The organism is Halorarius litoreus, assembly GCF_024362405.1.
In the GTDB taxonomy this organism is placed as follows: domain Archaea; phylum Halobacteriota; class Halobacteria; order Halobacteriales; family Haloarculaceae; genus Halorarius; species Halorarius litoreus.
The window spans coordinates 3478731-3500970 of the sequence record NZ_CP101454.1 but is presented as its reverse complement, the minus strand read 5'-3'; the positions used below and the strand labels follow the sequence as shown (position 1 = coordinate 3500970).

Sequence of the window (22240 nt, the reverse complement as noted above, 5' to 3'; positions counted from 1 at the left end):
ATAGATTCACTCGCGTCCGAGTACTCTGCCCGAACGCTTTCCTGTCCGGTCGACGCAGAGGTTTCATGCGACTCGCACTCATCGCTCACGACGAGAAGAAAGACGACCTCGTCGCGTTCGCCGACCGCCATCGCGAGACACTCGCCGGCTTCGAACTGCTCGCGACGGGGACGACTGGACACCGATTGCAGGAGGCGACCGGACTCGACGTCGAGCGCAAGCAGTCGGGCCCGCACGGCGGTGACCTCCAGATCGGCGCCGAGGTCGCCGACGGCACGTGTGACGCCATCGTCTTCCTGCGCGACCCGCTGACCGCCCAGCCGCACGAGCCCGACATCTCAGCGCTGCTCAGAATCTGTGACGTTCACAACGTGCCGCTCGCGACGAATCTCGCGAGCGCAGAACACCTGCTCGCGGGCGAGCGCTCGGGCAGCTAGTCGTCGAAGGTGTAGAGCCGCTGGCGGCAGTCGGGGCAAGCGAGCACCATCGGGGGAACCTCCGACGGGCCGTTGTAGCCGCCACAGCACGACGCGGCGGACTCCTCGCGGAGCTCTGTCCCACAGTCGGGACAGGTCTGTAGGAACATCCGGAGCGGCCCGGCCGCAGCACGCCGGGTCGCCGCTTCCGTCACGTACTCGTCGAGGGCATGCACCGCAGCAGTCTCGGCGATTGCGACGGGGCGCGAGAGCCACGTGCGTCCCTGGAAGCTCCCGCTGCCGTCGGTGAGCACCACCCACTCGTGGTCGTCCATGTCGCCGTCGAAGACGAAGCCGTCCTTCGCGTGCGCCACCGAGAGCACTTCCTCGGTGAGTGCCTCGGTGTCGAGGTCGGCGAGCGGTTCCATGGCGTCGTACCAGGCGGTCTCGAACTCGGGGTCGAGCCGCACGTCCTCGCCGTCGAGCGTGACTGCTCCCACCTCGACCAGCGTCGCCAGCAGCTCCTCGCCGTCGGGCTCGTCGCCCGCGAGCCCCGTCTCCGCGTCGCGCTCGGCGTCCGGGTCGAGGTCGGGTGTGTCGTCTCCGGCTTCCGCTTCGTCGGCAACCGCGTCGACAGGTGGGGTCGCGGTTGCCGATTCCATGTGGAACCACTCGTCTGGCAGCGGCGACGCCGCAACGAGTTTCGGCGCGAACTGCGGGGTGTAGGGAACGACGTATCCCCGGAGCGCGACGAGCGTGAGGCCGACCGCGGCGACGGCGAGCCCGACCCCCTTGCGGCGGCGGCCGACGACGAGTGCGAGCGCCCCCACGACGAGGAGATTCACGACGGTACACGGCCAGCAGCGCATCTCCCCGGTGTGTTCGGGGCGACGGACGGCGTCGAGCGACGACATGGAACCTCGTAACGGAGCGACAGCAATCAGGCTTCCGCCGCGAGGACTTTTGCCGTGGTGTGTCGAAGAGCAACCATGCCCGATATGGAATACACGCGGCTCGGTTCGACCGGCCTCGAGATCTCGCGCCTCTGTCTCGGCTGTATGAACTTCGGCAGCGGGTTGCCGTGGATGATCGGTGACGAGGCGACGAGCCACGAGATTCTCGACGCCGCGATGGACGCCGGCATCAACTTCCTCGACACCGCGAACGTCTACTCGCGTGGCGAGAGCGAGGAGATCGTCGGCGACGCCATCGCCGACCGTGACCGGTCGGAGCTAGTGGTCGGGACCAAGGTGTACAATCCGATGGGCGCCGGGCCGAACCAGTCGGGCCTCTCCCGAAAGCACATCGTCGACCAGTGTCACGCCTCGCTCGACCGCCTCGGCCTCGACTACATCGACCTCTACCAGATTCACCGCTACGACGACGACACGCTCCTCTCGGAGACCCTCGCAGCCCTCGACTATCTCGTCGACGAGGGGCTGGTCCGCTACGTCGGCGCGAGCACGATGCCCGCGTGGAAGTTCACGAAGGCGCTGTATCAGGCCGACGCCGAGAACCACGAGCGGTTCGTCTCCATGCAGCCGGAGTACAACGCCGTCGACCGCCACGAGGAGGCGAACGTCCTCCCGGCGTGCGAGGCCGAGAACGTGGGTGTCATCCCGTGGTCACCGCTCGCTGGTGGGTTCCTCGCGGGGAAGTACGACCGCGACAGCGAGCCGGAGTCCGGCCGGGCCGCGACTGACGATTACACGAAGGCGCGGTTCACCGAGGAGAACTGGCAGGTGCTCGACGCTATCCGCGACGTGGCCGACGAGGTGGGGGCGACGCCCGCGCAGGTGAGTCTCGCGTGGCTGCTCCACAAGCCAGTGGTCGACGCGCCCATCATCGGGCCACGGACGATGGCTCACCTGGAGGACAACCTCGGGGCACTCGACGTCTCGCTCACCGACGACCAGGTCGAGCGCATCGAGGCACCTATCACGCCCCGGTGGCCGGCGCCGAACAAGGACACCTGAGGCGAGCCTTTAGATAGGTCCGGCCCGTCTCCGGGTTATGGATACCGCGGAGCTGTCGAATACGCTCGAGACAGCAGGGCTCTCCCCGTATCAGGCCGCGGCCTACGTGGCGCTGCTCGACCTCGGTGCGGCCTCCGCGACCGAGATTGCCGAGGCGAGCGACGTGCCGAAACCGCGCATCTACGACGTGCTCGACGGGCTGGAGTCGCACGGCTACATCGAGACCTACGAGATGGGGTCGCTCCACGCTCGTGCACACAGCCCGGCGATGGTGCTGTCGGACCTCCGTGACCGGGCCACCCGGTTCGAAACCGCGGCCGAAGAGGTCGAGGAGCGGTGGGAGCAACCCGAACTCGAGAGCAACCGGACGAGCATCGTCACGCAGTTCCAGACCGTCATCGAGCGGGCCGAGACGTTCATCGAGGACGCCGAGTACCAGATTCAGCTGTCGCTGACGCCCGAGGACTTCTCTCGATTGCGGCCGAAGCTCGCGGCAGCCCACGACCGCGGCGTCTCGACGCGCATCTCGATCCACACCGATGGCGACGACACGGAGCTGCCCACAGACCAATTCGAGGGCGCGTGTCTCGAGGTTCGCCATCGGCGGCTTCCCGCCCCGTTCGTCGCGCTCGTCGACCGGCAGAAGACCTGCTTCTCGCACCACCCCAACTCCCACGACCAGTACGGCGTGCTGGTGAACGACCGCACGCACACGTTCGTGTTCCACTGGTACTTCCTCACCTGCCTGTGGGAACACTGGGAGACCGTCTACAGCGACTACGGCGACTCGTTCCCCGTCGGCTACGTCGACATCCGGCAGTGCGTTCGGGATCTACAGCCGCTCGTCGACGACGGGGCGACTCCCCGGGTCCACGTCGAGGGGTTCGAGGTCGACACCGGGGACGAGATCTCGACGACGGGGGTCGTCCAGCAGGCGGCGTTCAGCGGCATCACCGGCTCGGAAGACCCCGTCGAGCGACTCTCGGGGCAGGTGACGATGACCGTTCTGACAGACGAGGACGAGACCGTGACGGTCGGCGGCTGGGGAGCGATGCTCGAAGACGTCGAGGCGACCCGCATCACAGTGCTCGAGATCGGCGGACGGAATGTTGTCGCGGACCAACCCCTGTTCCGACGACCCTGATAGTAGGGCGGTCCTGCGATATTTCCACCTCCCTGGTGCAGTTAAGTAGGGCACCTTTAGGTGGTTATAATCATTTACAACGACTGTTGTAAATCCGCCACCTATTTTATGTGTCGGGTGCTATCACCCGCCGGAATATGTCAGACAGTGACAGGACAGGAACTCGTTCGGGCAGTTCGATCTCTCGCCGCCGGTTCGTGCAGGCCACGGGCGCATCGGGCCTCGCGGTCGGCGTCGCCGGCTGTATCGGTGGCGGCGGTGGTGGCGGAGACGCGACGGACACACCCATCAGTACCGAGCCGCCGGAAGAGGAAGTGACCATCCAGCTTCTGGCGGACGCGAACTTCGAGGGCGCGAGCGACCAGATCGACCAGACGCTCCGGGAGAACGGCGGACTGCCGGACACGGTGAACATCGACTGGCTGGCGGGCTCCTTCGAGACGGGGAACCGACAGAGCCAGTTCCAGCAGCTCCTGAGTGCGGGAGAGGGCGAGCCGACCATCATGATGATGGACAACGGCTGGACAATCCCCTTCATCGCCCGCAACCAGCTGCAGAACCTGACGAAGTCGTTCCCGGACAGCTTCATCAGCGACGTACAGGATAACTACCTGAGCAACATGCTCGCGACGGCGAGCAACCAGGACGGCGACCTGTTCGGCATCCCGCTGTTCGCCGACTTCCCCACCATCCAGTACCGCAAGGACATCCTGCGGGAAGCGGGCTACTCGGACTCCGACTTCGAGGAGTGGGCGACGAACCCGATGACGTGGCAGGAGTTCTCGCAGGTCGTCGCCGACGGCCTGGAGGTCGACGGGATGGAACAGGGCTTCAACTGGCAGGGCTCGGCGTACGAGGGGCTCTCCTGCTGTGACTTCGTCGAGTTCATGGGGTCGTGGGGTGGCTCCTACTTCGGCGAGTTCAGCAACCTGTTCGGCCCCATCGGCGACCGCCCCATCACGGTCGAGGAGGAGCCGGTCATCAACGCCATCCGGATGATGCGGACGTTCATCCACGGGGAAAGCGACTCCGCCGCGCTCGACGGATACGCGGACATCTCGCCGAACGCCGTCGTCCAGTACACCGAAGAGCCGTCGCGCGAACCGTTCACGCAGGGCCGGACGGTCGCGCTCCGCAACTGGCCGTACTCCATCAACATCAACGGCGCGGAGGACGTGTTCGGCGAGGACCTCGGTGTGATGCCCGTCCCCTACGCTGTCACGGCCGAAGAGTCGAAGTACGGGCCGGAGATCGGTGGCACCACCTCGGCACTCGGTGGCTGGCACCTCACGCTCAACCCCAACTCCGCCCCGGAGAAGAAGCGGGCGGCATTCCAGGTGTTCCAGGCACTCAACGACGACCAGGTGCGGCTCGACCTGTTCGAGATCGGTGGCTGGATTCCGCCGATTCCGGACCTCATCGCGACCGAGAGTACTCGCGAGCTGGACATCATCGGCCGCTACGTCGACACCATCCAGCTCGCCGCCGAGAATGCGGTTCCGCGACCCGTCACCGCCATCTGGCCCCAGCAGTCCACGCAGATCTCGAGCGAGATCAATGCGTCACTCCGGCAGGAGAAGAGTCCGAGCGACGCGATGTCGTCGCTCGCGGACTCGCTCGAGTCGCTCGAAGAGCAAGGGGCTAACAACTAAGGGCGTCGCTAGTTACCAATTACCATGGCAACCGAACAAGAGACAACCCAGGTGGGTGGCGGCGGCGGGCCCTATCGCTCGTTCGTCACGTGGATGGAGAACCTCGGTGACACGGGGTTCGCCTACTTCCTCTTGACGCCGCCGCTGCTGTTGCTCGCGGTCATCGCGTTCTGGCCGCTGCTGTCGACGTTCCGCCTGTCGTTGTTCGCTGACGCCATCACGGGCACCGCGTCCGTCGGGCCGTTCGTCGGCTTCGAGAACTACGTGGCCGTCCTGACGGGCCAACGGAACGCGCTGATGCCAGCGCCGTTCCTGCCGACAGCACTCACCGTCGAGGCGATGTTCAAGTCGGCGCTGACGGTGACCCTCATCTTCACCATCGTGAGCGTCTTCTTCGAGACGCTCATCGGCTTCGGGCAGGCGCTCGTTCTCAACCAGGACTTCCGCGGTCGCCGGTGGGTCCGCGTGGCCATCATCATCCCGTGGGCCATCCCGATCGTCGTCCAGGGGATGCTGTTCTTCCTGCTGTTCCAGCCCGACGTCGGGCTGCTCGTCGGGACGGACGCGAACCCTGGCCTGTTGAACCAGCTCGGCCTGCTGTCGACAGCACCGCTCGCGAACTCACAAGACGCGACGTTCATCGTCATCGTCGCGGACATCTGGAAGACGTCCGCGTTCATGGCGCTGCTCATCCTCGCGGGGCTCCAGTCGGTCGACCGCTCGCTGTACGACGTGGCGAAGGTCGCGGGTGCGAGCCCGTGGCAGCGGTTCCGCTACATCACGTTCCCCATCGTCCTGCCGACCATCCTCGTCGCGATGCTGTTCCGCACCATCGACGCGATGCGTGTGTACGGCATCATCGACACGGTCTCACAGTGTACGACCGTGCCATCGCTGTCGTGTATGGTGGTCGGCTCGTTCTTCGGTGGGACGCGGCTGATCGGCACCGCCGCGACCGTCGCGTTCATCACCGCGGCCATCATCGGTATCGTGGTCTCGGTCTACATCGTCGGGTTCGCCCGGGAGGAGATGGCCTGATATGACCGCAGAAACCCCATCCACGGAGTCGGACGGTGGCGAGAACCTCGGGCCGTTCCAGCGCTGGGCACGCAGTGCCATTCAGAACCCGGAGAAGGTCTACCGGGCGATGTTCTACGTCGTCACGGTGTTCTTCCTCGTGACGACGCTGTTCCCGTTCTACTGGCTGCTCGTGCTGGCGGTCACGCCGGAGAACCAGGCGTACGCGCTGGTTCCGAACGGCTTCGACCCGAGCGCATTCGTCGACGTGTTCGACGCGGTGGCGTTCGCCAGATTCATGTTCAACAGCCTGTTGCTGGCGACGGTCACGACCGTGTTCGTGCTGCTCATCGCGAGCCTCGCGGGCTACGTGTTCGGTCGGCTTCGGTTCCCCGGCCGCCGTCCGCTGATGCTCATCGTGCTCGCGGTGAGCTACTTCCCGCCGGCGGCGTTCCTGCTGCCGCTGTTCCGGCTGTTCACCGGGAACATCCCCGGGCTCGGCTTCGTCGAACTCTACAACACGCCGGGCGCGATGATTCTCCCGTTCAGTGCGCTGTTCCTGCCGTTGTCCATCTTCATCCTCACGACGTTCTACGGGCAGATTCCAGACGGGCTGGAGGACGCTGCCCGCGTCGAGGGGACGACACGGCTGGGCGCGCTGTTCCGGGTCATCATGCCGCTGTCGGCACCCGGCGTCGCCACGGCAGGCGTCCTGACGTTCATCGCCGTCTACAACGAGTACTTCTTCTCCTCGTTGATGACGAACGGCGAGGCGGCCACGTGGTCGCCCATCGTTCGGGGCATCCTTCAGCTCCAGCAGGCAGGACAGTTCGAGGTGACCTACGGCATGATGGCCGCGGGCAGCATCATCGCGGTGCTCCCTGTCGCCATCCTCGTCGTGGTCGCCCAGGAGAAGATCGTGAGCGGCCTCACCTCGGGCGCACTCAAGGAGTAACACCATGGCATCAGTAACACTCAAAAACGTGGTAAAGCGGTACGACGACGTAACGGCAGTCGACGACATGAACCTCGACATCAAGGACGGCGAGTTCGTCTGTCTCGTCGGCCCGTCGGGGTGTGGGAAGTCGACGACGATGGAGACCATCGCGGGCCTGACCATCCCCACCGAGGGGTCGGTCCACATCGGCAACCGGGAGGTGACGAACCTCCCGCCGAAGGACCGGGGCATCTCGATGGTGTTCCAGAACATCGCGCTGTTCCCACACATGGACGTCTACGACAACATCTCGTTCGGCCTCCGGCTGCGGAACACGCCGAAGGACGAGATCGACAAACGCGTCCAGATGGCATCCGACGTCGTCCAGCTCGAAGGCATGCTGGACCGGATGCCCGACGAGATGTCGGGTGGGCAGCGCCAGCGCGTCGCCATCGCCCGCGCCATCGTCCGCGAGCCGGACGTGTTCCTCATGGACGAGCCGCTCGCCAACCTGGACGCCAAACTGCGCGTCCACATGCGGACGGAGCTCCAGCGGCTCCACAAGGAGCTGGACACCACCATCATCTACGTCACACACGACCAGGCGGAGGCGATGACGATGTCGGACCGCATCGCGGTCATCGACTCGGGTGAGCTCCAGCAGATCGACCCGCCGCTCGTCTGTTACAACGAGCCGGCGAACCTGTTCGTCGCGGGGTTCATCGGCTCGCCGTCGATGAACTTCGTGCCCGGCGTCGTGACCGCGACCGGGTTCACGTCGGACAACGACAAGATCGAGATCGACTTCGACCCCGCCAGCCTCGGCGTCACGCCCGACCAGCGGGTCACGGTCGGCATCCGTCCAGAGGACGTCTACCCTGCGGAGCAGGCCGACGAACTGGCGAACCCGACGAAGCCGATTCCGGTGACGACGGACGTCCTCGAACCGATGGGTGACGAGATCTTCGTCTACCTGCTGACGGACAAAGACGCCGAAGTCGACCTCGAAGACCCCAATGCGGCAGGGCAGCTGCTGATGAGCGTCGAGCCGGACTCACCCATCTCGGAAGACCAGGAGATGGAGGTCGTCCTCGACCGCTCGAAGATTCACCTCTTCGACACCGAGACCGAGCAGGCGCTCCAGCACGGCATCGTCGATCTCGGCGGGGACGCCGCGACCACCACGGAAGCCGAGAGCGACGACTGACCATGGTCGACCCCCTCACGTACTTCGCGGTCGGTTCGCTGCTGTTCGTCTTCTGGGCGTACGGCGTCGTGTCGTTCGCGCTGGACGTGAAGCGCAAGTTCGTCCCGATGGGTCGGCAGTACCTCAGGGGTCGCGAAGAGCAGAAGCAGCAGGCCCGGAAAGAGCAGGAACGCGACGAACGCGAGAAACAGCTGCTCTGAGTCCGCGTCTTCCTTTTTAGCGCCGGCCGCGACCGACCGTATCCTCGTAGACGACGCCGCGCTGTGCGTCGAGCGTCACCTCGTCGCCGTCATCGACAGACTCGGGGAGTACGGCGTCGCCGACCATCGGAATCCCGAGTTCGCGTGCGACCATCGCCGCGTAGCTCGTCATCCGGGCGTCGGCGTCGATGACGCCCGCGACCGAATCGAGGTCGCCCGTGAGTTCGTCGTCGAACGCCTCGGACAACACGAGAATCGCGCCGTCGGGCACGTCCGTGAGGTCGCCCGAGGTGACGCGATAGACGGGGCCGCTGGCGTACCCCTCGACCACCGACCGCCCGGACGCGAGGATTTCGGCGGCGACGTGCACCTTCAGCATGTTCGTGGTGTCGACGCCCTCCAGCTCGGTCATCATCCCGGCGAGTGCGACGACGGTGTCGCCGCTCTCGGCGACGCCCGCGTCGAGCGCCGCCTGCACCGAACTGCTGATGACGGTGTCGGCGCCGCCCGTCGACATCGGGACGTGTTTGGGGACGACCCCGCTCGACAGCGCCAGCTTCCGGCGGATGCGGTCGTGTGGCGTCGACGCGAGGATGGGAACCGTCGGTCGATACTTCGCGGCCTTCAGCACCGTGTATCCCGATTCGGAGGCGGCGACGACCGCGGTGGCGTCCACGTCGCGGGCGAGGAAGCGCGCCGAGCGCGCGAGCGCGTCGGTCTTCGACCCCTCGGTCGTGGGCACGCGCTGTTCGCGCAACTCGTCGTACTCGTCGCTCTCCTCGGCGTCGCGGACGATGCGGTCCATCGTCTCGACGACCCGAACTGGATAGTCACCCACTGCGGTCTCGGCCGAGAGCATGACGGCGTCCGTGCCGTCGAGGACGGCGTTCGCCACGTCCGACGCTTCGGCGCGGGTGGGCCGACGTTCGTGGACCATCGAGTCGAGCATCTCCGTGGCGGTGATGACCGGGACGCCCGCTTCCCTGCAGCGACGAATGATGCGCTTCTGAATCAGCGGGACCTCCTCCAGCGGGCACTCGACGCCGAGGTCGCCGCGAGCGACCATCACACCGAAGGCAGCGTCGATGATGCCGTCGAGGTTTTCGACGGCGTCCGCTCGCTCGATTTTCGCGATGACTGGGATATCCGCACCGCGTTCTTCCAGGGCTTCGCTGATGCGGTAGACGTCTGCAGCGTCGCGGACGAAACTCGCGGCGACGAAGTCGACCCGCTTTTCCGCAGCGAGGTCGAGCTCGCGTTCGTCCTGGTCGGTGATGATATCGAGCCCGAGGTCGACCCCAGGGATGTTGACACCCTTTCGTCCGCTGAGCTTGCCGCCGTCCTCGACGCGGACGCGGACGCCGTCGGCGTCGACGCCGAGGACGACCGTCTCGATGCGACCGTCGTCGAGCAGGACAGTGTCGCCCTCGGAGACGCCGTCGAGCGACATGGAGAGCCCGACCTCCTCGGGGGTCGCGGTTCGCCCCTCGACGAACCGGAGTTCCGAGCCGGTCTCGATGTAGATGGGGTCGTCCAGGGGGGCGGTTCGAATCTCCGGACCGGGGAGGTCGTGCATCACGGCGAGGGTGCGGTCCGTCGTGGCGTCGACCTCGCGGATGCGGTCGATGACCGTCGCGCGGTCCTCGGGGGTGCCGTGGCTGGCGTTGAGGCGGGCGACGGACATGCCGGCTTCGACGAGGTCCGAGATGGTCTCGGAGTCGTTCGAGGCGGGGCCGAGCGTACAGACGATTTTCGCGTTTCGCATAGATTTTTGAGAGAACTGGGTGGGCGGGTCACTTAGGCGTGGACCCGGCTCAGAGCACGATGCTCTTGGTGGTCGTGAACGCCTCGATACTGTAGCCGATGCCCTCGCGGCCGATACCGGAGTCCTTCACGCCGCCGAAGGGGATGTCGCCGAGGCCGTGGCTCGGGGCACCGTTGATGCGGACGGCACCGGCCTCGATGGCGTCGGCGAGCCGCATCGCGCGGTCGTGGTCGGCGGTGAAGACGGCGGCGTCGAGGCCGAGGTCGCCACCGTTGGCGATGCCGAGCGCCTCGTCCTCGTCGGAGAACCGGGCGACCACGGCGACAGGGCCGAACTGCTCTTCGTGGAGGATGCGGGCATCGTGCGGCACGTCGGCGAGCAGGGCGGGTTGGATGGTCTTGCCGTCGCGCTCACCACCACGGACGAGCGTCGCGCCCTTCTCGACGGCGTCGTCGATGAGCTCCTCGACCCAGTCGGCCTGGTCGTCGGAGATGAGCGGCCCGATGGCGGTCTCCTCGTCGAACAGGTCGCCGGGCTGCCAGTCGTCCATCTGCGCCTCGATGCGCTCGACGAGTTCGTCGTGGATCTCGTCGTGCGCGAGGACGCGCGAGATGGCCGAACACCGCTGCCCGGCGTACTTGAACGAGCCTTTCGCGGAGTCGGCGGCCGCCGATTCGAGGTCGGCGTCGGGGAAGACGATGGCCGGGGCATTTCCACCAAGTTCCATGTGGAGGTTGACCATGCCCGACTCGCGGGCGACGTGCTTGCCGGCGCCCGAGGAGCCGGTGAGGGCGATGGCGTTGATTCGGTCGTCGCCGGCGAGCACGTCACCGATGTCGCTCGCTTCGCCGGAGACGAAGTTGAAGCCGCCCTCGGGGAGGCCGGCCTCGGCGATGACCTCCGCGAGGATAGCGCCGCTGACGGGCGTCTTCGTCGCGGGCTTCAGGACGACACTGTTGCCGGCGGCGAGCGCCGGCGCGACCTGGAGGGCCGTCGTGGCCAGCGGGTAGTTGTAGGGAGTGACACAGAGCACGGTGCCGATGGGCTGTGGCTTGACGATGGCCTGCCAGCCCTCGTGGCCCGAAGTCGTCCCCTCGATGAACTCGCCCTGGTTGTTCCGGGCCTCCTCGGCGGCGCGGCGGAACCGCTCTGCAGCCGAATCGACTTCGCCCCGGCCGCTCGAGATGGGCTTGCCCGCCTCGCGGACGATGACCCCCGCGAGTTCGTCCTTTCGGGCCACGAGGCCGTCCGCGATGGCGTTCAGCCACTCGACGCGCTGGACGATGGTCGTCTCGCGCATCGCCCGCTTCGCGTCGTGTGCGGCGGTGACGGCGGCCTCGGCCTGTTCGGGCGTGGCGGCTGCGACCTCGGCGAAGACGCCCCCGTCCGCGAGGTCTTCGACTGGGATGGTGTCGGCCGACGGCACCCACTCCCCGCCGACGAAGTTCTCTTTCCGTTGGTGAACCGACTCCAGAGTCATAGCTCTAATTCGGACCGCCAGCATTAAGAAGTTTACTCACTACAGAATAAATATTGATGGCGACTGCGATAGAGACGCTCCCGGCCCAGCGGGCATCGCGGCTCGACGCGCTGCTAGCCGCCCGTGGGCTGGAGGCGGTCTGGTTCGCACGCCCCGACAGCTTCGCGTGGCTCACCGGCGGGAACAACGTGGTGGACCGCGCGGGCGACGTTGGCGTCGCTGCAGTCGGCTACGACGGGTCGCTCACGGTCGTCACGAACGACATCGAAGGACTTCGGCTCGCTGCCGAAGAACTGCCCAGCCACGTCGATATCGAGACGTTTCCGTGGCACGAGTCGTCGCTCGCTGAGGCGGTCGCCGAACGGTCGCCGACGCCCGCCGCCGCGGACTTCCCGGTCGACGGCTTCGCCCCGGTCAACGCCAGCAGCCTTCGCCAGCCGCTCACGGAACGGGACGTCGAGCAGTACCGTGAACTCGGGCGCGAGGTCGCCACCGCCGTCGAGGCTGTCTGCCGGGACGCCGCGCCCGACGTCACCGAGCGAGCCGTCGCCGCCGACCTCCGGGGTCGACTCGCCGACCGCGGCATCGACACGCCCGTCGCACTCGTCGGTGGCGCGAGGCGTGCCCAGCAGTACCGGCACTACACGCCAACCGAGACTGAACTCGGCGACTACGCGCTAGTCTCTGTCACCGCGAGCCGCGGGGGCCTGTACGCGAGCTGTACCCGGACCGTGGCGTTCGACGCGCCCCCGTGGCTCACCGAGCGCCACGCCGCTGCCACGGGCGTCGAAGCGACGGCGCTGGCGGCAACTCGGTCGGTCGGCCGACGGGGAGGCACCGCCGACGAGGTGTTCCACGCGATGCAGGACGCCTACACGGCGGTCGGCTTCGACGGCGAGTGGCGCGAACATCACCAGGGGGGTGCTGCCGGGTTCACTGGCCGCGAGTGGATCGCCACGCCCGACAGTACCGAGCGCGTCCATCTCCCGATGGCGTACGCGTGGAATCCGACGGTGCAGGGCGCGAAGAGCGAGGACACGGTGCTCGTCACCGACGACGGTGTCGAGCCGCTCACCCGGACGGGTGACTGGCCCGAACGAGCGGCGAGCGCGGTCGGCTTCGACCTGACGCTCCCGCGCCCGGTCGTCCTCCAGCGGTGACTACTCGGCTCTGAACGCGGCGACCGCGTCCTGGTCGGGGAGCGCGGTCATCGCCCCCTCGGCGGTCGTCGTGACCGCGGCGACGGCGTTCCCGAACGTCAGGACTTCCTCCAGCGATTCGCCGTCCGCGAGCGCCGCGAGCGCGCCAGCCGTGAAGGCGTCGCCCGCGCCGGTCGTGTCGACGGGGTCGACCGCGTAGCCCGCGTGCTCGACCGTCGCGGGCCCCCACGGTGCCTCAGCCGTTGCCGAAGCGAACGCGCCCTCGGAGCCGCGGGTGAGGAGCAAGGTGTGGGGACCGGCGTCGTGGACCGCCGCCGCGAGCGCCTCGGGGTCGCCTTCGAAGCCGGCAGCCGCAAGGTCTTCCGGGGTGGCTTTCACCACGTCCGCGTACTCGAAGGCGCGGCCGACGACCTCGGCGAAGTCGTCGCCCCAGAGTTCGGGGCGGGCGTTGGGGTCGAACACGACCGTCGCGTCCTGCTCCCGAGCGCGCTCGACGAGGTCGAACGTCGCGGCTCGGGCTGGCTCGGTCGCGAGTTCGACGCCGCCGACGTACACCCACGCCACGCTGGCGAGCGTCTCGTCTGGGACCGTGCCTGCTTGGAGTCGCGTGTCCGCCGTGCGGTCGCGGTAGAAGGTGAACGCGCGGTCGGCCGTCTCGTCGTGTTCGACGAACGCGAGCGTCGTCTTCGCCTCGGGGTCCCGCTCGACGAACCGCTGGGGTAGGCCGTGCGCTTCCAGCGTCTCGACCAGCAGGTCACCGAACGGGTCGGTGCCGACGCGCGTCCAGAACCACGGCGTGCGGTCGAGCGTCGCGAGGCCGACGGCGACGTTCGCCGGAGCCCCGCCCGGCCGCCGGGTGAACGACTCGACGGTCGCCAGTGGGCCGGCACGGTCGGGGAGGAAGTCCACGAGCGTCTCGCCGGCCACGAGGATGTCCGGGTCCATACCTCGACTCCTCGTGTCCAGCCAAAAAGTCCGCCGACTCCGTCGGAACGCTTTTTCCCTCCCCCTCACTTCCGAGCGTATGTCGGATACTCGTTGGCTCTACGCGTGGGCCGTCGGCTCGGTCGCGCTGGGTGGGGCATCGCTGCTGGTACCGCTGTACGTCGTCGCGCTCGGGGGGACGGCCGTCGACCTCGGACTCCTGGCGTCGTCGGCTGCTTTCGTCGGCGCGCCGGGCGCGCTCATCGTCGGCCGCATCGCGGACAAGACGGGCAAGAAACGACCGTTCGTGCTCGGGGGACTCGTGCTCATGACCGCGGGGCTCGTCGCCGTCGCGCTCGTCGACTCCATCCTCGCGGTCATCGCGGCGAACGCGGCCATCTGGTTCGCCGCCGGTGCCATCGGCCCGGTGCTCTCGCTGCTCGTCGTCGCGGGCGCCGCCGAACAGACGTGGAGCGACCGCTACGCGACGCTCAACGCCTTCCAGGGCTACGGCTGGGCCGGTGGGCTCGTCCTCGGCGTCATCTGGACCGGCCTCGGAAGCCAGTTCCTGCCGACGCTCGCCGTCCAGCAGTCGTTCCTCGTCGCCTGCGCCGTCTGTGCGGCCGCAGGTATCGCGCTCGGCGTTCGCTTCCTCCCGGCGGACGGCGGTGAGGGACGACTGTCGAGCCCGCGCCCACAGGCTGACCGCGTGGCCCGCGCGATGGTCAAGGCGAAGCGGCTCAACGTCCGGGGGGCGACGTTCCCCTACATGTTCGGCCGGCTCTACTGGACGACCGTCTCGTTCCACCCGCGAGAGCTCGCCCAGCGGTTCACCCCGACGCTCGCGGTGTACTACGGCGCAGTCGTCCTCTTCTTCGCGGGGTTCGCAGCGTTCTTCGCGCCGCTCCCCATCTATCTCACGGCGGCCGGCTTCGGCAGCGGCGAGGTGTTCGCGCTGTATCTCGTGGCGAGCCTCGGCTCGGCCGTCTCCTACGAGTACGCCGGCAAGCTCGCCGGCCAGTTCGACGTGCCGCTGTTGCAGGCCGCGGGGCTCACGGTTCGGGGCATCGCGATTCCGGCCGTCGCGGTGGTCGGTGGCATCGCGGCCGGCACGACCGGCCTACTCTCGGTCGCCGGCGTCTTCGCGGTCATCGGCGCAGCGTGGGCCGTCATCGCCGTCACCGCATCGACCCTCGTGACCAAGATCGCCCCGCGTGGCGTGCGTGGGGAGGCGCTCGGTGTCTACGTCGCGCTCTCGGCGGTCGCAGGTGGTATCGGCAGTCTTCTCGGCGGCTGGCTCGCAACGTTCGGGTTCACCCTCGCGTTCGCGTTCGCGGGCGTGCTCGTGCTCGTGGGCGCGGGTGTCGTCTTCGTCGTCCACCAGCGGACGAAGTCGCGGCCGACGCGACCGATCTAGCGGGAGATTTCGTCGGCCTCGCCGGCGACGACCGCGGCGACCTCCTCTGGTGAGAGCTGTGCCATGTCGCCGGGAATCGTCCGCTTGAGGGCCGCTGTCGCGGCGGCGTACTCCAGCGCCTCGGGGACCGAACCCCCCCGAAGGCGGCGCGCGAGGAAGCCCCCGACGAAGGCGTCGCCAGTTCCCACGGGGTAGGGCGAGTCAGCATCGAAGACCGGCTGTTCGTGTGTCGTCCCGTCGTGGACAGCGAGCGCACCTTCGGCCCCACGGGTGACGACGGCGGTCTCGCAGTCGTACTCGGCTGTGAGGTCTCTGGCGACCGACTCGGCGTCGCCCCCACGCTCCAGCACCGTCGCGGCGTCGCGCTCGGCGACGACGAGCGTGTCGACGGCCGGCAGGAGGCCGCGGAGGGTATCGCGTGCCGCCTCGGGCGACCAGAGCTTCGCCCGGTAGTTGAGATCGAACGCGATCTCGGTCCCAGCGTCGTTCGCCACGGCGAACAGCTCGACCACGGTGTCGACGAGCGTCTCGGAGAGTGCAGGCGTGATGCCGCTCGTGTAGAAGATGTCGGCGTCGCGGAGGCGGTCGAGCGGCAGGTCGTCGGGCGTCGCGGTACGGACGGCCGCGCCCTCGCGGTCGTAGACAACGTTCGAGCCGCGCGGCGCGTCACCGGTTTCGAGGTAGTAGGTCCCGACTCTCCCCTCGCCGCGGGCGATCAGCGGGTCGACGCCCTGCTCGCGAATCGCGCGGACGATGCGCTCGGCCGGTGGTGAGTCAGGAAGTTTTGAGGCCCACGCGGCGTCGACGCCGAGTCGCTGGGCGGCGACGGCGACGTTGCTCTCGGCGCCGCCGACGTGGACCGCGAGCGTGTCTGCGGCCTCGATGCGCTCGTCGGCCGGCGGCGTGAGCCGCAGCATGGTCTCGCCGAAGGTGAGAAGGTCTGGCATGCGCGTGACTCCGGCGGCCCGCATAAAAGGCCTCACGCTCTGCTCGCACCCTTGAGGCTGTCGCCTGACCGCACCGTTGAAACCGTGGGGCTACGTGGAGCGGGTATGCAGTTCGACCGCGAGGCCGGCGTCCTGCTCCACGTCACCGCCCTGCCCGGGCCGGACGGGGTCGGGACGCTCGGCGAACCGGCACACGTCTTCCTCGAGTGGCTCGACCGCGCTGGGGCGTCGGTCTGGCAGTTCTGCCCGCTCGGCCCCACGTCTGGCATCCACGGCGACTCGCCGTATCAGTCGCCCTCGGCGTTCGCGGGCAACCCGACGCTCGTCGACCTCGACGCGCTCGTCGAGGCGGGCTGGCTCCACGCGAGCGACCTCGACGACCGCCCCGCGTTCGACCCTCACCACGTCGAGTTCGAGCGTGTCAAAGCCTATACGGACGAGAAACTCCGCGAGGCGTTCGAGGCGTTCGACGAGCGCGCCGACCCCGAAGCCCACGAGGCGTTCGAGGCGTTCCGCGAGCGAGAGGCCGACTGGCTCGAAGACTACGCGCTGTACGACGTGCTCAAAGGCGAGTACGAGGCGGCGTGGACCGACTGGCCTGCCGACGTGCGGCTCCGCGACCCCGACGCGCTCGCCGCCGCCCGCGAGGAGCACGCCGATGAGATCGAGTACCGGGCGTTCCGCCAGTTCTGTTTCGACCGACAGTGGCAGGACTTGCGAGCAGCCGCCAGCGAGCGGGGCATCGACCTCGTGGGTGACGTGCCCATCTACGTCGCCGCCGACTCTGTCGACGTGTGGGCAAACCCCGACGCGTTCGACCTCGACGAGGAGAACCGGCCCGCGTCGGTGGCAGGGGTCCCACCGGACCTGGACGCCGGCCAGCGCTGGGGCAACCCGCTGTACGACTGGGACGCGCTCGCCGCGAACGGCTACGACTGGTGGGTCCGGCGGTTCCGCCGCCTGTACGACCTCGTGGACGTGGTTCGCATCGACCACTTCAAAGGGTTCGAGCGGTTCTGGGCCATTCCCACCGATGCCGACGACCCGAGCGAAGGCGAGTGGCGCGAGGCTCCCGGCAGAGAGCTGTTCGAGACGGTCGCCGACGAGCTCGGCTCCTTTCGGGCTATCGCGGAGGACCTCGGCCATCTCACGCCCGAACTCCACGCGCTCCGCGAGGCGGTGGGCGTCCCCGGGATGCGCGTCCCACTGTACGCGGACTGGTGTGCGGAGAACCACATGTACCTCCCGCACACCTACCCCGAGGACTGCGTGGGCTACACCGGCACGCACGACACGGACACGGTCGTCGGCTGGTACCAGAGCAGCGACGACCGCCAGCGCGAGTGTGCGAACTTCTATCTCGACACTGACGGAACCGAAGTCAACTGGGACGTCCTCGACGCGGTGTGGCGCTCGGACGCTGAACTTGCTGTGACGCCGCTACAGGACGTGCTCGGGCTCGGGAGCGACGCCCGATTCAACACGCCGGGGACGCTCGGCGGCAACTGGGACTGGCGCGTGACGTGGGAGGGACTCGACGACGGCCTCGCCGACCGGCTGCGGGAGCTGACCGAGTACCACGGGCGGCTGTAGCCCCGACATCTCGGACTCGTCACCCTGGCGCTGCATTCTACTGGGTGTCAGTGGACCCCACGACGCACAGAAGAACAGCGATGCCACCGTTACCGCGAGAACACGACCATCGCGGCGTTCGGGAGCGTCACGGGGCCGTCGGCAACCTCGACTTCGGCGTCAGGCGCCGTGAGCGCAACCTCCCAGCCGTCGCCAGCCACGCCCACGAGGTCCGTGGGGGTGACGGTCGTCTCCATCCCCTCCATGTTCGCGACGAACAGCAGTTCCTCGTCCGGGCCGACCCGGTGGCCGTAGTAGACGACCGTGCCGTCCGTCGGGTGGCGGTAGCCGAACGTCTCCTCGTCGGTGAGGTCGTGGCGGAGCCACGGGCGCTCGTGGCGGAACTCGCGAACCGCCCGATCGAACGCCGTGCGCTCGGGGTCCTGCGCGTCGCGCCAGTGGTCGAGCGTGGCGAACTCGTGGACGTCGCGCATCCACGCGAAGCTGAACGCCTGCAGGTCCGCGGCCGTGGGCTCACCGTCACCGAGCGGGACGTCGAGCGCCGTCAGCATCTCGGCCATCGCCGCGTGGTCGAAGTCCGTGGCCTCACCGACCCGAGCCATCGCGTGAACGAACTCTGCGAGGTCGTCGCGCGACTCGAACCCGAGTGACTTGATGCGCGAGAAGAACCGCTCGTCGTCGAAGTGCTCGTCGGCGACCTGCCACTCGACGAGGTTGTGTTCGTCGGCGACGACCTTCACGTTCCAGTCCTCGTCCGTGTCACGGACGAACCCCCACGGGCCCCGGTGGTTCGCGTTGAGGAAGTCCATCGGGACGCCCGGGAGGAAACAGTGCATGAGCGCGTTCGTCGCCGGGTTGTCGTACGCCCGGTCGAGCGTCTCGCGGGGGTTCTCGCCCAGATACGGATTGATAGGGTCGCCGTCCTCCCACGAGTCGGGAACCGCGCGCTGTGTCCCGCGGCGGACGGTGTCGTGGTTCGCCACACCCGTAATCCACTGGCTCCCCATGTCGGCGACCTCACGGACGCGCCACCACTTCGTCGCCCAGAACGTCAGCAGCGCGGGCGTGTTGTGCGCGAAGGTGATGGGCGACCACTGGAACGAGTGGGGGTGCTGCTCGATGAGGGTGCGGTACGTCGAGGCGAGCTCCCAGTCTTCGCGTGGCCACGGCCGGCCGTCCTCGTAGATCATCCACGGGCGGTACTCCGTGCCGGCGACCTCCTGCGTGACGGCGTCCATCTCCGCGAGGAAGGCGTCGTCGTGCCACTCGCCGCGGTCCTCGTCCCAGTTCGTGAAGTCCTGTGCGCCGTCGACGCGGATGCCGTCCGCGCCGAAGTCGAGTTTCCGCCGCTGGAGTTCCAGCAGCACCGCCCGAACCACGGGCTCGGTGTAGTCGAGGTCCTGCCCGTACATCCCGGGCCCCGAGAAGTAGCGTTCGTTGAGTACACGGAGCCCACCGTTGTCGGCGTGCCCGAGCGCCACGTCGAACACGACCTTCAGCGGGCGCGGCATCGCGTGGCAGGCAGCGATGAAGTCGACGAGTTCGTCGGGGCGCCCCGTCTCGAGGATGGCGGGGTTGACCGCCGAGAAGCCGCCCACGACGATGTCGTACCCCCAGTTCACCATCTCGGGCTTCGCGAGGTCGACGACGAGCTCGTCGTCGGTTCGCGCCTGCGGGCGCCAGTGGCCCGGCTCGTCGCCGTTCTCGGTGATGGGCTCGACGGGCATCAGCTGGACCGCGTCGTAGCCGAGGAAGTTCTCGTCGGCAGCCGAGAGCGCTTCTCCCCCGCGCTCTCGCTCGGCGATGCCGTCGAGACGGCGAGCCAGCCCGCCCAGCGAGCCTGCCTCGGTGGCGGTCCCCGGGTGCATCTCGACCATGCTCGTCGCCGGGTCGATGCGGGGGAGGCCGTCGTCGTCGGTCGTCGGTACCGGTTCGTCGTCGGTACCGAGCGCCCGGAAGTAGTCGCGGTCCGGGCGGGTCTCGTCGAGGCGGTCGAGGTCGTAGAGTTCCGGCGGGGCGAAGACCCCGAACGGCACCGACGCCGCGAGCGGGTCGGTCACCGTCCCCCGCTCGCCGTCGTGCTCGTACACAAGCTGGTAGAGCGTCCCCAGTTCGTCCCGTGTGCCGGCACGGACGCCCTCGACGGCCGCCCACGTGAACTCGCCCTCGCGGCGGGTGTCGACGGTGACACGCTCGAACGTCGCCGACTCCGGTGGGTCGCCGGGGTCGACGTCGGTGGCCGGCGTCAGCAGTTCGAGTCGGATCTCGTCGGCCGGGACGTTCTCGAGTTCGGGTGTCCAGAAGCCGAACTCGGCGTGGCCGTCGCGCCAGTGGCCGCCGAGCCGCTGGGTGAGCTCCTTGGCGGCCTCAAACCGGTCGTTGTGGGCGTCGAGCACCTCGCGCTGCCAGTCGACGAGCGCCTGCGTCTCGCGGTCGAGGAGTCGACCCTCGCTCATCGCTCGGCCTGCAGGACCACCACGCTCTCGACGTCGACGCCGCCCTCGGCTGCGACCGACTCGCCGGAGACGAGGTCGGTCGCGTCGACGCGCTCACCGGGCAGTCCGACCGTCTCGGTCTCGGGCCCGAAGTTGAGCACGACGACGACCCGCTCCGAGCCGGTGTCGCGGGCGTACGCGGTGACGCCCGGCGACGCAGCTTCGTAGTCGACGGGCGCGAAGTCGGCGTCACGTGCGAGCGCGGGCGTCTCGTCGTTGGTCTCCAGGAGCGCCTTGTAGTGCGCGCGGAGCTCCTCGTCGGCGGCGTCCCAGTCGACGTGGCCCCGACGGAGGCGTTCGCCGAACTCCTGGCCGGAGTAGACCATCGGGACGCCGGGGAGCGTGAACAGCGCGCCCGCGGCGGCCTCGACTTCGGGGCGGCCGCACTCGTCGACGTACCGGAGTTCGTCGTGGTTCTCGATGTAGAGCATGAAGCCGGCGGCGTCGGGGAAACCTACGCGCGCCCGCTGTTCGACCGCGTCGTACAGCGCATCGGCGTCGGCGTGGCCGCGGCCGATCTCTCGGAGGGTGAAGTACGTCGTCGTGTCGAAGTGGACGTCGAACATCCCCTCGTGGAAGTCCGCGACGTAGGGGACGGTCTCGTCGAGGAGTAAGAACTCCGAGTCGTGGTCCTTCACGCGGTCGCGGATCTCCTTCCAGAACGCGGCGGGGACGGCCCACGCCATGTCGCATCTGAACCCGTCGACGAGCGGCGCCCACTCGTCGACCGCGTCGAGCAGGTGTCGTCTGACCTCGAGCGATTTGTAGTCGAAGTTCGCGATCTTCTCCCAGTCGAAGTACGTGCCCGGCTCACCGGAGTCCTGCCACTCGTACCAGTCGTAGTAGGGGGAATCGGGGTTTCCGTAGGCGTCCTCGAAGTACGGGTGTTGGCGTGCCGAATGGTTGAGCACGAGGTCGAACAGCACCTTCATGCCACGGTCGTGGGCGGCCGCGACGAGTGCCTCGTACTCCTCGCGGGTCCCGAGGTCGTCGGCGACGCCGAAGAAGTCCGTGATGTTGTAGCCGTGCGGGGCGTCGTCGTTCTGGAGGACGGGCGTGAGCCACAGCGTGTCGACGCCGAACTCGGCGAGGTAGTCGAGTTTGGCCTTGATACCCGCGAAGGAGTGGTCGTCGGTGAACCCTCGCACGTAAATCTCGTAGATGGTGGCGTCCTCGGCCCACGCTGGGGGCTGGTAGAGGCGTTCGACCGAGCCGTCAGGGTGGACGCGGACGGCGTCGGCCACGCTGTACTGCTCGCCAACGGCGACAGCATGGATACGAACCGGCGCGTCCGGAACCGGGAGGGTGGCATCGTGGCCGCGCGGCGTCAGGGCCGTACGGTTGAACCCGTCGCGGTCGTCGACGTAGAACTCCACGTCGAGGTCAGCCGGGCTCGCCTCGGAGTCGGGGTGCGGCGTCGCCTGAGCGTGGAGTGCGACCGTGTCGCCCTCGCGGCCACCGTCCAGCCGGACGCGGGGGCGCCCACCGTCGCCGCCACCACTCCCGCGGGCTGAGCCCGAGCCGCTGGCGAAGTCAGAGACCGACGGACTGCTTCCCGACATGCCGCTGATGCCCGAGCCGCTCGCCCCTCCGATACCGGCGATAGCCTTATCGGCAGGGAACACGCGGACTGTTAGTGTGTGCGTGCCGTCGGGCGCGTCGAGTTCGACACGGTAGCGGCCGGGGACGTCGGGGACGAACTCCTCGACGGCCTCGTCGCCGACGTCGACGCGACTCTCCGATGGACGCGAGACGACTCGCCAGCGATACGTCGCATCCGGATCGGGGTCGCGCGGCGCCAGCTCGACTGCGCTCCCGACCGCGGTGAACCGTGGGGGTCCGGGATGGTGCATACGGACCCTGTGTCCCCCGGGCTAATGATTTTTACTCATTGTCGAGTAAGTGTTTGC

Annotated in this window: 18 protein-coding genes; 11 read left to right on the top strand and 7 right to left on the bottom strand. The window is 68.1% G+C overall.

All coding sequences use genetic code 11. The features are described 5' to 3' along the window. The first annotated feature begins 65 nt into the window (after positions 1–65). A complete protein-coding gene (locus NL126_RS18495) occupies positions 66–437 on the top strand; it encodes a methylglyoxal synthase (protein WP_255196362.1) in 372 nt (123 codons plus the stop codon). Here the strand turns inward: NL126_RS18495 and NL126_RS18490 are convergent. Continuing rightward, positions 434–1330 (bottom strand): DUF8054 domain-containing protein, encoded by an 897-nt coding sequence (locus NL126_RS18490; RefSeq protein ID WP_255196361.1) that lies wholly within the window; start codon positions 1328–1330, stop codon positions 434–436. The two genes, NL126_RS18495 and NL126_RS18490, sit on opposite strands and share 4 nt — an antisense overlap. 84 nt (positions 1331–1414) lie before the next feature. On the opposite strand from NL126_RS18490, the gene NL126_RS18485 reads away from it, so the two are divergent. The 7 genes from NL126_RS18485 to NL126_RS18455 all read left to right on the top strand — a co-directional run bounded on the left by NL126_RS18485 (position 1415) and on the right by NL126_RS18455 (position 8549). After that, positions 1415–2392 carry an aldo/keto reductase gene (locus tag NL126_RS18485; protein ID WP_434084171.1) on the top strand — a complete coding sequence of 326 codons (978 nt, stop codon included), beginning with the start codon at positions 1415–1417 and terminating at the stop codon, positions 2390–2392. 37 nt (positions 2393–2429) lie between these two features. Further along, entirely contained in the window at positions 2430–3536 is a 1107-nt protein-coding gene (locus NL126_RS18480) for a TrmB family transcriptional regulator (protein WP_255196359.1), read from the top strand. Positions 3537–3673: 137 nt separating this feature from the next. Continuing rightward, positions 3674–5188 carry an extracellular solute-binding protein gene (locus NL126_RS18475; RefSeq protein ID WP_255196358.1) on the top strand — a complete coding sequence of 505 codons (1515 nt, stop codon included), beginning with the start codon at positions 3674–3676 and terminating at the stop codon, positions 5186–5188. Between the two features lie 93 nt (positions 5189–5281). Then, positions 5282–6226, top strand: coding sequence for a carbohydrate ABC transporter permease (locus NL126_RS18470; protein ID WP_350355510.1), 945 nt, complete (start codon positions 5282–5284; stop codon positions 6224–6226). Between the two features lies 1 nt (position 6227). Then, entirely contained in the window at positions 6228–7160 is a 933-nt protein-coding gene (locus tag NL126_RS18465) for a carbohydrate ABC transporter permease (RefSeq protein ID WP_255196356.1), read from the top strand. Between the two features lie 4 nt (positions 7161–7164). Continuing rightward, a complete protein-coding gene (locus NL126_RS18460; protein ID WP_255196355.1) occupies positions 7165–8349 on the top strand; it encodes an ABC transporter ATP-binding protein in 1185 nt (394 codons plus the stop codon). 2 nt (positions 8350–8351) lie between these two features. Further along, the gene (locus NL126_RS18455) at positions 8352–8549 is read left to right on the top strand and encodes a DUF8005 family protein (protein ID WP_255196354.1); all 198 of its coding nucleotides are present in this window, start codon (positions 8352–8354) and stop codon (positions 8547–8549) included. Between the two features lie 16 nt (positions 8550–8565). On the opposite strand, the gene pyk is transcribed toward NL126_RS18455, so the two are convergent. Continuing rightward, positions 8566–10314: a pyruvate kinase gene (gene pyk, locus NL126_RS18450; protein ID WP_255196353.1), complete on the bottom strand. Its 1749-nt coding sequence runs from the start codon at positions 10312–10314 to the stop codon at positions 8566–8568. A 49-nt stretch (positions 10315–10363) separates the two neighbouring features. Then, positions 10364–11794: an aldehyde dehydrogenase family protein gene (locus NL126_RS18445; protein WP_255196352.1), complete on the bottom strand. Its 1431-nt coding sequence runs from the start codon at positions 11792–11794 to the stop codon at positions 10364–10366. A 56-nt stretch (positions 11795–11850) separates the two neighbouring features. Between NL126_RS18445 and NL126_RS18440 the strand changes: the two genes are divergently transcribed. Further along, on the top strand, positions 11851–12954 hold the full coding sequence (locus tag NL126_RS18440) for a M24 family metallopeptidase (protein ID WP_255196351.1): 1104 nt from the start codon (positions 11851–11853) through the stop codon (positions 12952–12954). On the opposite strand, the gene NL126_RS18435 is transcribed toward NL126_RS18440, so the two are convergent. Next, on the bottom strand, positions 12955–13899 hold the full coding sequence (locus NL126_RS18435; RefSeq protein ID WP_255196350.1) for a carbohydrate kinase family protein: 945 nt from the start codon (positions 13897–13899) through the stop codon (positions 12955–12957). On the opposite strand from NL126_RS18435, the gene NL126_RS18430 reads away from it, so the two are divergent. Then, complete coding sequence (locus tag NL126_RS18430) at positions 13886–15295, top strand: MFS transporter (protein ID WP_255196349.1); 1410 nt, start codon at positions 13886–13888, stop codon at positions 15293–15295. The two genes, NL126_RS18435 and NL126_RS18430, sit on opposite strands and share 14 nt — an antisense overlap. Here the strand turns inward: NL126_RS18430 and kdgK1 are convergent. Continuing rightward, positions 15292–16242, bottom strand: a complete 951-nt coding sequence (kdgK1, locus tag NL126_RS18425; RefSeq protein WP_255196348.1) for a bifunctional 2-dehydro-3-deoxygluconokinase/2-dehydro-3-deoxygalactonokinase — start codon at positions 16240–16242, stop codon at positions 15292–15294. The genes NL126_RS18430 and kdgK1 overlap by 4 nt on opposite strands. Positions 16243–16347: 105 nt before the next feature. Between kdgK1 and malQ the strand changes: the two genes are divergently transcribed. Then, the gene (gene malQ, locus NL126_RS18420; protein ID WP_255196347.1) at positions 16348–17835 is read left to right on the top strand and encodes a 4-alpha-glucanotransferase; all 1488 of its coding nucleotides are present in this window, start codon (positions 16348–16350) and stop codon (positions 17833–17835) included. Positions 17836–17924: 89 nt separating this feature from the next. Here malQ and gghA read toward each other — a convergent pair whose 3' ends face one another. Both gghA and malA read right to left on the bottom strand, forming a co-directional pair. Further along, on the bottom strand, positions 17925–20291 hold the full coding sequence (gghA, locus tag NL126_RS18415) for a glucosylglycerol hydrolase (protein ID WP_255196346.1): 2367 nt from the start codon (positions 20289–20291) through the stop codon (positions 17925–17927). Continuing rightward, positions 20288–22183, bottom strand: coding sequence for an alpha-amylase MalA (gene malA, locus NL126_RS18410; RefSeq protein WP_255196345.1), 1896 nt, complete (start codon positions 22181–22183; stop codon positions 20288–20290). Before malA ends, gghA begins: the two co-directional genes overlap by 4 nt. Positions 22184–22240 lie beyond the last annotated feature (57 nt).